Source organism: Halomonas sp. DP4Y7-1 (assembly GCF_019800705.1).
GTDB classification, from domain to species: domain Bacteria; phylum Pseudomonadota; class Gammaproteobacteria; order Pseudomonadales; family Halomonadaceae; genus Halomonas; species Halomonas litopenaei_A.
Map to the genome: position 1 here is coordinate 201,833 of NZ_JAHVKS010000003.1, position 14,665 is coordinate 216,497.

At 61.2% G+C, this 14,665-nt stretch carries 11 protein-coding genes; all 11 read right to left on the reverse strand.

Annotated elements, in window-relative coordinates; genetic code table 11:
- Positions 1 to 112: 112 nt before the first annotated feature.
- Entirely contained in the window at positions 113 to 943 is an 831-nt protein-coding gene (locus tag KUV72_RS07320) for a DUF72 domain-containing protein (RefSeq protein WP_222238050.1), read from the reverse strand.
- Between the two features lie 246 nt (positions 944 to 1,189).
- Positions 1,190 to 2,539 carry a DcaP family trimeric outer membrane transporter gene (locus tag KUV72_RS07325; RefSeq protein WP_206942052.1) on the reverse strand — a complete coding sequence of 450 codons (1,350 nt, stop codon included), beginning with the start codon at positions 2,537 to 2,539 and terminating at the stop codon, positions 1,190 to 1,192.
- Positions 2,540 to 2,933: 394 nt separating this feature from the next.
- On the reverse strand, positions 2,934 to 4,772 hold the full coding sequence (gene glmS / locus KUV72_RS07330) for a glutamine--fructose-6-phosphate transaminase (isomerizing) (RefSeq protein ID WP_222237898.1): 1,839 nt from the start codon (positions 4,770 to 4,772) through the stop codon (positions 2,934 to 2,936).
- A 62-nt stretch (positions 4,773 to 4,834) separates the two neighbouring features.
- Entirely contained in the window at positions 4,835 to 6,199 is a 1,365-nt protein-coding gene (glmU, locus tag KUV72_RS07335) for a bifunctional UDP-N-acetylglucosamine diphosphorylase/glucosamine-1-phosphate N-acetyltransferase GlmU (protein WP_222237899.1), read from the reverse strand.
- Between the two features lie 138 nt (positions 6,200 to 6,337).
- Complete coding sequence (locus KUV72_RS07340; protein ID WP_206942056.1) at positions 6,338 to 7,435, reverse strand: FAD:protein FMN transferase; 1,098 nt, start codon at positions 7,433 to 7,435, stop codon at positions 6,338 to 6,340.
- Between the two features lie 17 nt (positions 7,436 to 7,452).
- The gene (locus KUV72_RS07345; protein ID WP_206942057.1) at positions 7,453 to 8,250 is read right to left on the reverse strand and encodes an undecaprenyl-diphosphate phosphatase; all 798 of its coding nucleotides are present in this window, start codon (positions 8,248 to 8,250) and stop codon (positions 7,453 to 7,455) included.
- A 210-nt stretch (positions 8,251 to 8,460) separates the two neighbouring features.
- The gene (mgtE, locus tag KUV72_RS07350) at positions 8,461 to 9,834 is read right to left on the reverse strand and encodes a magnesium transporter (protein ID WP_222237900.1); all 1,374 of its coding nucleotides are present in this window, start codon (positions 9,832 to 9,834) and stop codon (positions 8,461 to 8,463) included.
- Positions 9,835 to 10,286: 452 nt separating this feature from the next.
- Positions 10,287 to 10,712, reverse strand: coding sequence for a F0F1 ATP synthase subunit epsilon (locus tag KUV72_RS07355; protein WP_206942059.1), 426 nt, complete (start codon positions 10,710 to 10,712; stop codon positions 10,287 to 10,289).
- A gap of 24 nt (positions 10,713 to 10,736) precedes the next feature.
- Positions 10,737 to 12,113 carry a F0F1 ATP synthase subunit beta gene (gene atpD / locus KUV72_RS07360; RefSeq protein WP_206942060.1) on the reverse strand — a complete coding sequence of 459 codons (1,377 nt, stop codon included), beginning with the start codon at positions 12,111 to 12,113 and terminating at the stop codon, positions 10,737 to 10,739.
- A 42-nt stretch (positions 12,114 to 12,155) separates the two neighbouring features.
- Positions 12,156 to 13,037, reverse strand: coding sequence for a F0F1 ATP synthase subunit gamma (gene atpG, locus KUV72_RS07365; RefSeq protein WP_206942061.1), 882 nt, complete (start codon positions 13,035 to 13,037; stop codon positions 12,156 to 12,158).
- Between the two features lie 77 nt (positions 13,038 to 13,114).
- Positions 13,115 to 14,659: a F0F1 ATP synthase subunit alpha gene (gene atpA / locus KUV72_RS07370; protein WP_206942062.1), complete on the reverse strand. Its 1,545-nt coding sequence runs from the start codon at positions 14,657 to 14,659 to the stop codon at positions 13,115 to 13,117.
- Positions 14,660 to 14,665: the final 6 nt, after the last annotated feature.

Sequence of the window (14,665 nt, forward strand, 5' to 3'; positions counted from 1 at the left end):
GGTTCAGGTGGGTCGTCGTCCGAGGTAAGGCGACGGCCGCACTGGCCCATGGCAAGTGACGAACAGCCGACCAAACTAGCGTATGACACCAACAAACGCCAGCCAACATTGGTCAAAGCAGCAGATTCTGTCGATCTCCGGGGAAAGCGCAGAGTTCTGGCCACCCCATTTCCCTTGCGATTCTGGCGTAGAGCGCTCTAGCCAGTTCTGGGGCCTGACGATTGTCAGCGGTATGCACAAACAGGAAAGGGGTTTTCCCCTGTTTTATCCACAGGCATAGCTGCCGTACCCAGGGCGCGAAATAGTGCTCATTAACGTCCTTGTCAAGATGCCCGATGTAACGAATGACAGGAAAATTTGCTGTGGAGAGCACATGTAGTGGGCGTCTTGGCTTTTCGCGCCTTGCCTGGAGGAGCCCGGGATGGTCCATCGGTGGGCCTGAAAACAGCGGCCGCACGTCGAGCATGACGCGATCGACGCCATGACTTATCAACAGCGCGTTGATATCCCGCTCAGCGGTCCCCTTGTGGAAAAACTCATTGTGTCGCAGCTCAACCGCGCAGGGGTAGTCGGACGGCCAGTCCTCGAGCGTCTGCGCCAGTGCCGGGATTTCGTCCGGACCGAAGTCTCGCGGTAGCTGGATCATGACGGGCCCAAGCCTGTCCCGAAGAGGCGCCAGCGCCTCCAGGAATGCCTCCACCTCTTGCCCCACCTGCCCCAGTCGCTTGCCGTGGGTCAGTCGCTGGGGCAGCTTGAAGCAGAAACGAAAGCCCGCAGGCGCCTGTCGCGACCAGGCATCTACGGTGTCAGGCCTAGGCGCACCGCTGTAGAAGGTCGTGTTGCCCTCCACCGCATTGAATACTTCGGCGTAGTCTGACAACCATCCGTCGCGACCAGCATGAGGGGCGTAAAGCCCGCCTCGCCAGTCGGGATTCGCCCACATGGGCAAGCCGATATGCAGCGGGCGTTCAGGTGGAGATTCACACAAGGTCTTGCTCTCGCCGAGCCATCAGGGGCGACAGGATACCACCCCAACCTATTATCGTCCGGCGACAGCGCGAGCTCCCTTATCTACCGAGACCGGACGCCATCCGCGATGACGGCTCTTCATGACACCTCTCTCACGGTGGCATGCCCCCCTGGTCTCCGTTGGGTACATCGTGGTGCGCCATCGAGGGTGGAACCTTGCCTAGAAGTCGTACTTGGCAGAGAGCTGCACGCGGTCTAGATCGAAGGTGTCCCCGTCGACCTCATCCAGGTCGTAACGCTGGTACTCCGCTGACAGAGTGGTATTGGCGAAGGGAGACCACATCAGGTTGAGAAAAACGCTGTCGTAGCTGTCCGTATCATTGCCGCTGCCATGGCTGTCGAGTTCCGTGGCCGAGTAGGCAACGCTTGAGCGCAAGGTGTCGGTCCAGTAGTGCCGATAGATGGCGGACGCCCCCCAGGACTCGACCATCTTGAGCTGTCCATCCTCGACCTTGGCGTTGGGATAGGCACCCAGGGCCATGTAACGCCCCAGGTTGCCGTAGTTGGCCTGGAGCATAAGGTCATCTTTTTCGAACACCGGGAAACGCCCGGTCAGGCTGTAACCGGCCCCCCAGCGACTGTCGTCATCCTCGGCATCGTCCAGGCTGAAGCGTCGGACGACGGTGGCAGCAGAGACATGTCCCCAGTCCTGATCCACGTTGACTCGGGCCACCATATCCGGGGTGTCCTGGTCGTCGTCGCCATCCTCAGGGTTCTCCACCGCGAACTGCAGATTTCCCCAGTCCAGCGGGTAGGTGTAACGGAGCTGAGGCTGTCGCACAAAGATGGAGCCCGTATGGGTACTGAAGGCGTCCAGCTCCCCGAGTCCCTTCACGTCCATGAAGGTCGACCAGGTCTGGCCGGCCAGCCAGTTTCCCCAGCTCAAGTAAGCGTGCCGCAATCTGGGGGCGTAGGAGTTGGACACAAATTCGTTGGCTTCATCGTCGGCACCGTAGAAGTCCATCTCGATGAAGGTGTTCATGGTATCGCCCCCAACCGGCGTGGAGGTGCCGATATTGAAGCGCGTTTCACGTGCACTGAGGCTGACCCGATTGTCCTTGTCATCATCGGTGGCACGCAACAGCCCAGCCGTCACCGTCTCGTTGGCCTTGCCGTCGCTCAGACCGTTGTCGGAGAAAGCCGCCTGGGCCTTGATATAACCACCGATGGCCACCGTCGTCTCGCCCACCAGAAAGTCGCCGTCGTCGGTGCGCCTGACCACGCTGTCGCTGACCTCGGCCACCTCATGCTGCATATGGGTCTGTTGGCTGATCAGGCTGTCGATCTGGGCCTGCTGCTGCTCGACCAGCGCCATCGCCGCCTGTTGCTGCTGTTTCAGCAGTTCGATCTGGGCCTTTAGCTCGTTGAGTTCCTGCATGGTGGTCTGGGCAACGGCCTTCATAGGCACCATGGCGAGCACAGGAACGCCGGTCAGCATGGCAGCCGAGAGCACCACAGGAGAGAGCATGACAGGGGAGCGTAAGGGGCCGCTGGAGCATCGTCTGATCATCGCCAGTCCTCGGTCGTTATCGTTATAGGCTCAGGAGATTGGCTTCACCGCTACCGGCCAACATCACAAGCGCTTGATAAGCGACTATAGGAACGAAGATGCATCCATGGTGTTTGATTATGTGCTCAATAAGGCTAAGCACATAATGGCATCTATTGGCACACTAGAGAGGATTTTATCCCTATTTTCAGGGAACTAGCCTTACGTCAAAGACACATTTTCTGCACCGCAGCAGTTCGCAATGCACGCCATTGCACACATATCGAAGAGTGTTGTGCAGTGGATGCGAAACGTTAACGGCCTCTCGAAGCGACGGCGCCGAACACTGGGTGTTCGGCGCCGTCGCTTGTCTATGGTAGAGAACCACTCTTGTGGCTTACCGCAGGCCCCGTGGCTATTCCACGGTCACCGACTTGGCCAGGTTGCGGGGCTGATCCACATCGGTGCCCTTGAGTACCGCCACGTGGTAGGACAGCAGCTGCAGTGGCAGGGTGTAGAGGATCGGCGCCAAGGCATCATGCACATGGGGCAGGTGCAGGACGCGGATACCGTCACTTTCATGCAGACCCACGTTCTCGTCAGCGAAGACGTACAGCTCTCCGCCCCTTGCCCTGACTTCCTGCAAGTTGGACTTGAGCTTGTCGAGCAGCTCGTCATTGGGGGCTACCGAGATCACCGGCATGTCGCTGTCCACCAGTGCCAACGGGCCATGCTTGAGCTCGCCCGCCGGATAGGCCTCGGCGTGAATGTAGGAGATTTCCTTGAGCTTGAGCGCACCTTCCTGGGCGATGGGAAAGTGGGCACCACGGCCCAGGAACAGCGCATGGTGCTTTTCGGCAAAGGCCATGGACATGGCCTCGATGTCCCGGTCGAGACCCAGTACCTGGCTGCACAGGGTGGGCAGCGAACGCAGGGCATCGACGATCTCGGCCTGTTCGCTCTCGTCCATGCCACGCACCCGTCCCAGCGCCAGCGCAAACAGCATCAGCGCCGTCAGCTGGGTGGTGAAGGCCTTGGTAGAGGCCACGCCGATCTCGGGACCCGCCTGGGTCATCAGGGTCAGGTCGGCCTCGCGTACCAGCGAACTCCCCGGCACGTTACAGATCCCCAGGCTACCCAGGTAGTTCTGCTGCTGCATGGCAAAGCGCATGGCGGCCAGGGTATCCGCCGTCTCCCCCGACTGGGAGAGCGTCACGAACAGGGTACCTTGGGGAACCACTACCTGACGGTAGCGATACTCGGACGCCACCTCCACCTGCACGGGCACATTGGTGTAGCGCTCCAGCCAGTACCGCGCCACCATTCCCGCATGGTAGCTGGTACCACAGGCCACGATGTGAATCTGGCGAACGTCCTTGAACAGGCGCTCGGCATCGGGACCGAAACTTTCCACCAGCACGCTGCGATCCCCCAGACGCCCTTCCAGAGCGGCGGCGATCACCTCCGGCTGCTCGTGAATCTCCTTGAGCATGAAGTGACGGTAGGCGCCCTTGCTGGCCGCTCCATCACCGTGCTCGAAGGTGTGGATCTCACGCTGAACCGCAACGCCGTCGGCATCAAACAGCTCAATCTGACCATCACCCGACAGCCTGACCACATCTCCCTCGAGCAGATAGATGAAGCGATCGGTGACTGGCAACAGCGCCAGCGGATCAGAGGCCAGGAACGCCTCGTCGATACCGACCCCCACCACCAGAGGGCTACCCTTGCGTGCTCCCACCACGACCCCCGGCTCATCCACCGCCATGACCGCCAGCGCGTAAGCACCATCCAGCCCGGCGACAACCCGCTGAAACGCACTCAAGAGATTGCCGTCGCGGCGCGACTCGCGCTCCAGCAGATGGGCGATGACTTCGGTGTCAGTCTCGGATTCGAACTGATAGCCCTGATCGCTGAGCTCTTGGCGCAGCGACTCATGGTTCTCGATGATGCCGTTATGCACCACCGCCAGGCGGTCCCGGGACTGGTGAGGATGTGCGTTGGGCTCGCTGGGACGGCCGTGGGTCGCCCAGCGGGTGTGGGCGATGCCACTGTGACCGGGCAAGCCCGTCGCCTGCAGGCGTTCTTCCAGGGCCGCTACCTTGCCCACGGCACGTTGACGATCGAGGCTACCCATGGGGCTTCGCACCGCCATTCCGGCGCTATCGTAGCCGCGATACTCGAGGCGCTTGAGTCCCTCGAGCAAGATATTCTGTACGTTGCGCTGGGCAACCGCGGCGACGATGCCACACATAGGGGTCACTCCTTGAAAAACATCATGATTTACAGCAGCTACGCATCAGGGCACGGACACCCTCACTCATCGTCCTTGGACGGCCGCGGCCAGTTGGCCTTGGCAATCTGGCGTGCCCTGGTCACCGCCAGGCTGTGATCGGCCACGTCTCGGCTGATGGTCGAACCAGCGCCTACCGTCGCCCCCTCACCGACACTGACCGGCGCCACCAGCGCTGAATTGGAACCGATAAAGGCGGCATCGCCGATCTCGGTACGATGCTTGTTGGCACCGTCATAGTTGCAGGTAATGGTACCTGCACCGATATTCACCTCACGGCCCAGGCGAGCGTCGCCCACATAACTCAAGTGGTTGATCTTGCTGCCTTCTCCGACCTCGGCATTCTTGGTCTCGACGAAGTTGCCCACCTTGGCCTTGACCGCCAGTCGCGAGCCAGGACGCAGCCGGGCGAAGGGGCCGACCTGATTGAGTCCCGCCAATACGGCGCCGTCAATGATGCTATGCGCCTCAATCACGCTTTCGGCACCAATGTGACTGTTACGAATCACCGTGTAGGGTCCAATCCGCACGCCTTCGCCCAGCTCAACCTCGCCTTCGAACACACAGCCTACGTCGATAAAGACATCGTGACCGCAGCTCAGACGCCCACGCACATCGAGTCGTGCAGGGTCGGCCAGGGCCACACCACTGGCCATCAATGACTCGGCGATGCTGTGCTGGTGGGCACGCTCGAGCCGGGCCATCTGAGACCGGTTGTTGACGCCTTCCACCTCGATCGGACGCGACGGCTGAGCGGTAGCAACGCGGACACCCTCGGCAGCCGCCATGGCAATCACATCGGTGAGGTAGTACTCACCCTGTGCATTGTCGGAGGACAGCTCGGGCAGCCAGCGCTTCAACTGCGCACTGGTCATGGCCATGATGCCGGTGTTGCACTCACGGATCGCAAGTTGCTCGTCGTTGGCATCCTTCTGCTCGACGATGGCCACGACATTGTCCTGCTCATCGCGGACGATGCGTCCGTAGCCGCTGGGATCTTCCAGAGTGACCGTCAAAAGGCCCATGCTGTGATCATTCACCTGGGTGAGCAATGACGTCAGCGTATCGCGACGAATCAGCGGCACATCGCCATACAGCACCAGGACCTTGCCATCTCCCAGTTGTCCCAGCGCCTGGGCCACGGCATGTCCGGTCCCTTTCTGTTCCGCCTGATGGGCGAATCGCACTCCTGTATCGGCCAGCGCCTCGCGCACCCTCTCACCGCCGTGTCCGATGACCACGTGGGTACGCTGTGCGCCAAGTCCCGACGCAGTGTCCACCACGTGACGCACCATCGGCTTTCCAGCCAGGGTATGCAGTACCTTGGGCAGGCTGGAGCGCATGCGGGTGCCTTGTCCGGCGGCCAGAATCACCACATCGAGGCTCATTGTGACTCCTTGTCGTGTAGAGGAGAGAAAAAGATCCGGGCTGACCAGAACGCCATGACCTTGACCAGCAGGGACCGCTGCCCTTGAGACAGCATAGTCTGGTCAGCGCCTGGTCGCGCCTTCTTGCGAACAGTGTTTCTATTCTAGCGGGATGTCGTCCTGGGACACTACCTTGAGACCAAGCTTGTCGACGACATCACTGCCAAACCGCTCGACGAAGGCGGGACTGACCCAGCTCTCCCATCCTTCGCCTTGACGTACCAGCATGACGACCGGCAGCTCCGCGGCAATCGCCGCCTGCATGCCCTCCCGCTCGCCCATCACGCTGATGGCGGTGGCCCAGGCATCTGCCCAGGCGTTGGAGGGATGCACCACGCTGACCGACGCCAGGCGATGGGTGATCGGCCGTCCAGTGCGCGGATCGATGGTGTGGGAATAGCGCTTGCCATCCACCTCGAAATAATGGCGATAGTCGCCTGAGGTGGCTACCGAGATATCGTCCAGACCGACCACATGCTGTGCCTTGGGAGTGCCGTTCTCGGGTACCTCGATACCGATGCGCCATAGGCCATCACCACCGTCACGGTGGCCTTTCACCTTGACCTCGCCGCCCAGGTTGACCAGGTAGTTGGCAATGCCCTGGCGGTCGAGAAACGCCGCCACTTCATCCGTGGCAAACCCCTTGGCGACGCCGGAAAGGTCCACATAGACGTCGCGCAGGCGTCTGGCCTGGGCAGTGTCGGTATCAATCTCTAGGGCATCCATGCCAACTTCGGCCAGGCGCTGCTGCAGCACCGCCTCATCGGGAATCTGTTCGGGTTCGGCTTCAGGACCGAAGCTCCACAAATTGACCAGACTGCCGACGGTCACATCGAACGCACCGTGACTTTGCTGGCTGACCGACTGGCTGATGGCCAGGACCTCCATGAACTCGTCGGAGATCGGCTGCCACTGAGCCAGCGGAGCCTGATTGAAGGCACTGAGCTCGGAGTCATCCCGCCAGGTCGACATGGAAGCATCGACATCGTGCATCTCGTCGAGCACGCCCTGCTCGATCTCTTCCAGCTGCTGTTCGGTCAGCGGATCCGCCACGGTGATCTGGTAAAAGGTGCCAAAGATGTCGCCTTCCAGGGTCACCGCCGACGTGGTGGTGTCGGGCTCATCGCTGCAACCGATCAACAGTGATGCAAGCACAGGCAAAAGCCAGCAACGTCGCACAGTCTTGGCGCTGATCATGGGGGCCTCCTTGAGCATCAACCAAACAGCCAGATCAGCGCGATGCCCAGCAGCACGCGATAGACGACGAAAGGCTGCATGCCGATACGCTTGATGAATGACAAAAAGAAGTGGATACACAGATAGGCGCTGACGCCGGACAGCAAGGTGCCTATCGCCAGATCTCCCCAGTGCACATCGATACCGGACTGCAGCAGCTCACAGGCTTCCAGCCCGCCAGCCAGGATGATGACCGGAATCGACAGCAAAAAGGAAAAGCGTGCCGCGGCCTCTCTGCCCATGCCAAGCAACAGCGCTACGGTAATGGTAATGCCGGAACGCGAGGTACCCGGGATCAGCGCCAGCGCCTGGCCGATGCCGATCCACAGGGCGTCTTTCCAGCTCAGCTGATATTCACTGCGGGACCCACGGAAGCGCCAGTCAGCCAGACCCAGCAACAGACCAAAGGCGATCAAGCCGAATGCCAGCACCATGGGGGAGCGCGCGTACTGTTCAATGATGTCCTTGAACAGGAGGCCTGCCACGCCGACGGGAATGGTGGCAAGGATGACCCACCAGGCGAGCTTGCCGTCCTGATCGGTGCCACGGCCAGCGACACTTCTGCACCAGCTCAAGATCATGCGCTGGATGTCATCGCGAAAGTAGATGAGCACGGCCGCCAGACTCCCCAGATGCAGAGCGACATCAAAGGCCAGTCCTTGATCGGGCCAATCGCTGAACACCGGAACCAGAATCAAGTGAGCGGAGCTGGAAACGGGGAGGAACTCTGAAATTCCCTGAACCAGGGAAAGTACAACTATCTGTAGCCAATCCATCGGATAACCCGTAAGCATGAAAGGGTGACAGGCAAACGCGTGCAAGAGCATACACGCCGCCGCGCCGTATGTCCGCCCAGAGCCTTGAAGCGGAGCCCACGGGCAGCGTTTTCCCCACCTGGGTCAACCACCGGCAACCTACCGTGCTGGTGGCGCGTCACCACCGTTCACACGCTGGAGGATGGGGCAGAGCTCCCGGCAAGAGGGCCATCAAGAGCCTGTCAGTATCAGGGCGGCAATCGAGAAATAGATGACCACACCGGAGGCATCGATCAAGGTGGTCACCAGCGGAGCAGAGGCCGTCGCTGGATCCCAGCCCAGGCGGTCCAGCACAAACGGCAGGCACATGCCCAGCAGGCTGCCAAACAGCACGATGCAGATCATGCTGATGGCGACCACCATGGCAACCGCCTCACCGCCACGCATCACGCCGATGGGGGCCACCGCCAGCGCCATGGTCAGACCGAGCGATCCCGCGACCAGCAACTCTCGCCCCAGCAGCTTGCCCCAGTCCTTGATCCCCACATCGCCGGTCGCCATGCCACGTACCATCAAGGTGGCGGCCTGGGCACCGGCATTTCCGCCACTGCCAATCAGCAGCGGCAGAAAAAACACCAGGGTCACCTGAGCCGCGATGGTGTCCTCGAAATGGGCGATACCAGCGCCAGAAAACAGGTTACCGAACACCAACAGCACCAGCCAGGTGACCCGCTTGCGATAGAGGCTCCACAACGGCACTCGCGAAACCCCACCCTCCAGCTGGCCGATGGACATCCCCTTGTGGATATCCTCGGTGGCCTCGGACTCGACCACATCCAGCGCGTCGTCGTGGGTCACGATACCCACCAGCCGCGCGTCGCCATCAATCACCGGCAGGGCCAGCAGGTCGTAGCGTGCCACCACCCGCGCGACCTCCTCCTGCTCGGCATCCACATTGATGCTGATGACGTCACGTATCATCAGTTCATCGATGGTCGCCTGGGGCCTTGCCACCATCAGCTGACGCAACGACATGGTGCCTGCCAGACGCCCCTGTTCATCCACTACGTACAGCTGATACACGGTTTCCGCGTCGGGGGCGGTCTGGCGCACCCTCATCATGGCTCTAGAGACCGTGAGTCCCATCGGGATCGCCACGTAATCCGCGGTCATCAGCGCACCAGCGGTGCCCTCTTCGTAGCTCGCAAGGCGCTTCAACGCTTCCCGCTCACGCCTGGCCATGCGGCGCAGCAGTGCCTCCTTGCGGTCGTCTCCCAGCACCTTGAACAGATCGGCTCGCTCATCGGACCCCATCTTGTCGAGGATGCGCGACAGCCAGGCATCCTCCACCCGCCCCGCCATTTCATCCTGGGCATCGTTCGGCAGGTGTCCAAAGACGCTGGCCTGGCGCTCCATGGGCAGGCTCTTGAGCAGCGCCAAGGCGCTATTCACCTGGGCCTCATCTTCCAGCATCTGCTCGAGGATATCCGCCAGATCGGCCGACCGTATCTGAGGCAAGCGCGCGTCCAGCGCCTCACTGTCACCTTGCGCCAGGGCCGCCAACAGGGCCTGCTGGTGCTGCATCAAGGAAGCAGTCAATGTCATGGGCGTCTCCTTGGGCGTGACAGAAAGAGGCCTGAGTGTGGCGCTGCGACATGCCGTGCGGCCTATGCGCAGACCCGGGGCGTGGCAACATGCTTCAACCAGCGTGCTCGGTGGCAAGGGCAGTGGCATGAGCCGTGACATGATCGGCGACACGGCCGTCTTGGAGGACTCGCCATGCTGTCAGCACCTGCCGGGAGGCATGCTGCCCCAGAGCATTAAACGAAAGTCGATATGATGCCACGCTCTCGTGACAAAAGCGCTCCAGCAACGCAGATCGACCGGCACGGATCAAGAGCAAGGACTGCGCATAAGCCGTCTCGTCGTCCTTCGTGCCCTGCTCCGGCAGCCGCTCCGTCAGCCACCCTGGCGGCGACCACCTTACCCAGCAAAAAAACGCCCCCCGAGTGGAGACCACTCGGGGGGCGGGGGCTTGCTTGCCGGGGCGCGAGCGGTTAGCTCTTGCCAGCCTTGCGACGCAGCTGCTGGATGGTACGCAGCTGAGCCATGGCCTCGGAAAGCTCCGCTGCGGCACGGGTGTAATCCATTTCCGCAGACTTGTCTTCCATGGCCTTCAGGGCCTGCTTGCGCGCCTCCTCGGCGGACGCCTCATCCAGATCGGATGCGCGAACCGCTGTATCGGCCAGCACGATCACCTTCTCGGGCTGCACTTCGATAAAACCGCCGGAGACGTAGTAGTTCTCCTCGCGGCCTTCGTTGAGCACGCGCACGGGACCAGGTGCCAACTCGGTCAGCAGCGGCGTGTGGCCGGCCAGGATACCAAGATCCCCCAGGATGCCAGCCGCCACCACCTGCTCGGCGCTACCGGAGTAGACCGAGCCTTCGGCACTGACGATCTCGCATTGGATGGTTTTCGTCATGATGACGTCTCCCGGTTAGAGGGATTACTTCATCTGGTTGGCTTTCTCGACGGCCTCGTCGATGGTGCCGACCATGTAGAAGGCCTGCTCGGGCAGCTCGTCGTACTCGCCGTCAAGGATGCCCTGGAAGCCACGAATGGTTTCCTTCAGGGACACGTACTTGCCCGGGGAGCCGGTGAAGACCTCAGCAACGAAGAACGGCTGCGACAGGAAGCGCTGAATCTTACGCGCCCGTGCCACGATCTGCTTGTCTTCGTCGGACAGCTCGTCCATCCCCAGGATGGCGATGATGTCCTTGAGCTCCTTGTAACGCTGGAGCACGCCCTGCACACCGCGAGCCACGTTGTAGTGCTCGTCGCCCACGACCAGCGGATCGAGCTGGCGAGAGGTGGAGTCCAGCGGGTCGATGGCCGGGTAGATACCCAGCTCGGCGATGGAGCGCGCCAGTACGACCGTGGCATCCAGGTGCGAGAAGGTGGTGGCCGGAGACGGATCGGTCAAGTCATCCGCAGGCACGTAGACGGCCTGGACGGAGGTGATGGAGCCCGTCTTGGTGGAGGTGATACGCTCCTGCAGAACGCCCATCTCCTCGGCCAGCGTCGGCTGATAACCCACCGCAGACGGCATACGGCCGAGCAGTGCGGATACTTCAGTACCGGCCAGGGTGTAACGATAGATGTTGTCGACGAACAGCAGAACGTCACGACCTTCGTCACGGAACTTCTCGGCGATGGTCAGACCGGTCAGCGCGACGCGCAGACGGTTGCCGGGCGGCTCGTTCATCTGGCCATAGACCAGTGCCACCTTGTCGAGAACGTTGGATTCCTGCATCTCGTGATAGAAGTCGTTACCTTCACGAGTACGCTCACCAACACCGGCAAACACGGAGTAACCGCTGTGCTCGGTGGCGATGTTACGAATCAGTTCCATCATGTTGACGGTCTTGCCGACACCGGCACCGCCGAACAGACCGACCTTACCGCCCTTGGCAAACGGACACACCAGGTCGATGACCTTGATGCCCGTCTCGAGCAGTTCGTTGGTCGCTGCCTGGTCCGCATAGCCCGGAGCTCCGCGGTGGATCGGCATACGTTCCTGCTCGCCGATGTCACCCGCTTCATCGATCGGCTCGCCCAGCACGTTCATGATCCGGCCCAGGGTTTCCTGGCCCACCGGAACAGAAATAGCCGCACCGGTGTTCTCGGTGTTCATGCCGCGCTTGAGCCCTTCGGTAGAGCCCATGGCGATGCAGCGCACCACGCCGTCACCCAGCTGCTGCTGGACTTCGAGGATGGTTTCCTTGTCGGAGACCTTCAGCGCGTCGTAGACCTTGGGCACGTCGTCCCGCGGAAACTCTACGTCAATCACCGCGCCGATGATTTGTACGATACGTCCGCTCATCTTGGTTCCTCTCTAAAACCTGCAAATGAAACCTGCATACCTTTAAACAGCGGCGGCACCGCCAACGATCTCGGAGATTTCCTGGGTAATGGCCGCCTGACGGGCCTTGTTGTACACCAGCTCCAGATCATCGATGAGGTTGCCCGCGTTGTCGGTCGCGCTCTTCATGGCAACCATGCGTGCCGCCTGCTCGCACGCTGTGTTCTCGACCACTGCCTGATACACCTGCGCTTCCACGTAGCGCACGAGCAGGCTGTCGAGCAGCGCCTTGGCATCCGGCTCATACAGGTAGTCCCAACTGTTGGGACGTTTGTTCTCGTCGTCATCCTCGACCTTGGCGGTGTCCTCGGTCAGCGGAAGCAGCTGACGGACGACCGGCTTCTGGGTCATGGTGTTGACGAATTCGTTGTGCACGACGTAAAGACGATCCAGATTGCCTGCATCGTAGGCATCCAGCATCACCTTCACGCTACCGATCAGATCATCAAGACTCGGCGACTCGCCGAGGCCGCTCTTGGCCGCGACCAGACTTCCACCGTACTTGCGGAAGAAGCTGCTGGCCTTGCTGCCAAGGGCACAGAAGTCGAGCTCAGCGCCCTTCTCGTGCCATGCCTGGGCATCCTTGACCGTCGCCTTGAACAGGTTGACGTTCAAGCCGCCGCAGAGACCGCGATCGCTGGAGACGACGATGTAACCGACGCGCTTGGCCTCACGCTCTTCCATCCACGGATGCTTGTACTCCGGGTTGGCCTGGGCGAGATGACCCACCACGTAACGGATCTGTTCGGCATAAGGCTTGCTTGCCGACATCCGTTCCTGGGTCTTGCGCATCTTCGACGCCGCCACCATCTGCATCGCATTGGTGATCTTCTGCGTGTTCTTGATGCTCGCAATCTGCGTGCGAATCTCTTTTCCGACTGCCATGGCGATCTACCCTTGTTCGGTGACCCTCAGAATCCTGTTCGACCAGCTGGCCCGCCGTCAGGCGGGCCAGAGGGCGCTTACCAGCTCTGAGAAGACTTGAACTTCTGGAGACCTTGCTTCAGGCCGTCCTTGATCTCGTCGTTGTAGTCGCCGGACTCGTTGATCTTGTCGATCAAGGCGCCATGCTCGGACTTCATGTACTCATGCAGCGCATGCTCGAAGTCCAGCACCTTGTTGACGTCGACGTCATCGAGGAAGCCTTCGTTGGCGGCAAACAGAGAGATGGCCATCTCGGCAACCGACATCGGCGAGTACTGCTTCTGCTTCATCAGCTCAGTGACGCGCTGACCGTGCTCGAGCTGCTTGCGGGTCGCTTCGTCCAGGTCGGAGGCGAACTGGGAGAAGGCCGCGAGCTCGCGGTACTGGGCCAACGCCAGACGGACGCTGCCGCCGAGCTTCTTGATGATCTTGGTCTGAGCAGAACCACCCACACGAGATACCGACAGACCAGCGTTGATGGCCGGACGGATACCCGAGTTGAACAGGTCGGTCTCGAGGAAGATCTGACCGTCGGTGATGGAGATCACGTTAGTCGGAACGAACGCAGACACGTCACCGGCCTGGGTCTCGATGATCGGCAGAGCGGTCAGCGAGCCCGTCTTGCCCTTCACTTCACCATTGGTGAACTTCTCGACATAGTCGGCGTTCACGCGAGCGGCACGCTCGAGCAGGCGAGAGTGGAGGTAGAAGACGTCACCAGGGAAGGCTTCACGGCCCGGCGGACGACGCAGCAGCAGAGACACCTGGCGGTACGCCACGGCCTGCTTGGACAGGTCATCATAGACGATCAGGGCATCTTCGCCGCGGTCACGGAAGTACTCACCCATGGTGCAGCCGGAGTAGGCGGCCAGGAACTGCATCGGGGCCGGGTCGGCGGCGCCGGCAGCAACCACGATGGTGTGCTCCATGGCGCCGTGCTCTTCGAGCTTGCGCACCACGTTGGCGATGGTCGACTGCTTCTGACCGATGGCCACGTAGACACAGGTAACACCAGTGCCTTTCTGGTTGATGATGGCATCGATGGCGATCGCCGACTTACCGATCTGACGGTCACCGATGATCAGCTCACGCTGACCACGGCCGATCGGCACCATGGCGTCGATGGACTTGAAACCGGTCTGGATCGGCTCGTCAACGGACTGACGAGTGATGACGCCAGGCGCGACCTTCTCGACCGCGTCGGTTTCCTTGGTGCCCAGGTCGCCCTTGCCGTCGATGGGGTTACCGAGGGCGTCGACCACGCGACCACGCAGCTCGGGGCCCACCGGCACCTCGAGGATGCGGCCGGTGCACTGGGCAGTCATGCCCTCTTCCAGCTGCAGGTAATCACCCAGGACCACGGCACCGACATTGTCGCGCTCGAGGTTCAGGGTCATCCCGAAGATGCCGCCGGGGAATTCGATCATCTCACCGAACATTGCGTCGGCGAGGCCGTGAATCTGCACGATACCGTCAGACACGCTGACGATCGTACCCTGATTACGGGCTTCGGATGCGACGTCAAGCTTCTCAATGCGCTGCTTGATGATGTCGCTGATCTCGGAAGGATTCAGTTGCTGCATGCCATG